At 43.4% G+C, this 627-nt stretch carries 1 tRNA gene and 1 rRNA gene; both read left to right on the top strand.

From position 1 onward, the window contains the following. Window positions 1–187 (top strand): 16S ribosomal RNA (locus L4C32_RS20780); the annotation flags it as partial. Window positions 188–279: 92 nt separating this feature from the next. Beyond that, window positions 280–355 (top strand) — tRNA-Glu (locus L4C32_RS20775). The last annotated feature ends 272 nt before the right edge of the window (window positions 356–627 follow it).

Genomic DNA, 627 nt, shown 5'->3' with positions numbered 1-627 from the left:
GATCAGAATGCTACGGTGAATACGTTCCCGGGCCTTGTACACACCGCCCGTCACACCATGGGAGTGGGCTGCAAAAGAAGTAGGTAGTTTAACCTTCGGGAGGACGCTTACCACTTTGTGGTTCATGACTGGGGTGAAGTCGTAACAAGGTAGCCCTAGGGGAACCTGGGGCTGGATCACCTCCTTAACGATAGATATATTTGTTTGTTAGTGTCCACACACATTGCATGGTTAGATAGTAAAAGAGTGCTTGAGGTTAACCTCTTAAGCACACCCTGTGTCCCGTTCGTCTAGAGGCCTAGGACACCGCCCTTTCACGGCGGTAACAGGGGTTCGACTCCCCTACGGGATACCACTTTTAAGTGCATTTTTATAGTGTCTTTAAACGTGGTTTATTCTCACTGAGAATAACGCACACGCTCTTTAACAATTTGGAAAGCTGACTAGTAATCAATCAGTGTTATACGTAACGCTGAATGAAAACTAAATTTTAAAAGTTCTCAATATAAAACAACACATTTAAGTGTCTTGTATGTTGAGTACATCTTCGATGTACTCTTCAATCTATTTGAGTCCGGCGAAAAAAAACCAAGAACATATTTTTTGTGTTCGACTTGGTGACTTGGT

The organism is Aliivibrio kagoshimensis, from assembly GCF_050337105.1.
Taxonomy (GTDB): Bacteria; Pseudomonadota; Gammaproteobacteria; order Enterobacterales; family Vibrionaceae; genus Aliivibrio_A; species Aliivibrio_A kagoshimensis.
Note: the sequence above shows the minus strand (reverse complement) of the source record. Positions and strands in the feature narration are given on the sequence as shown.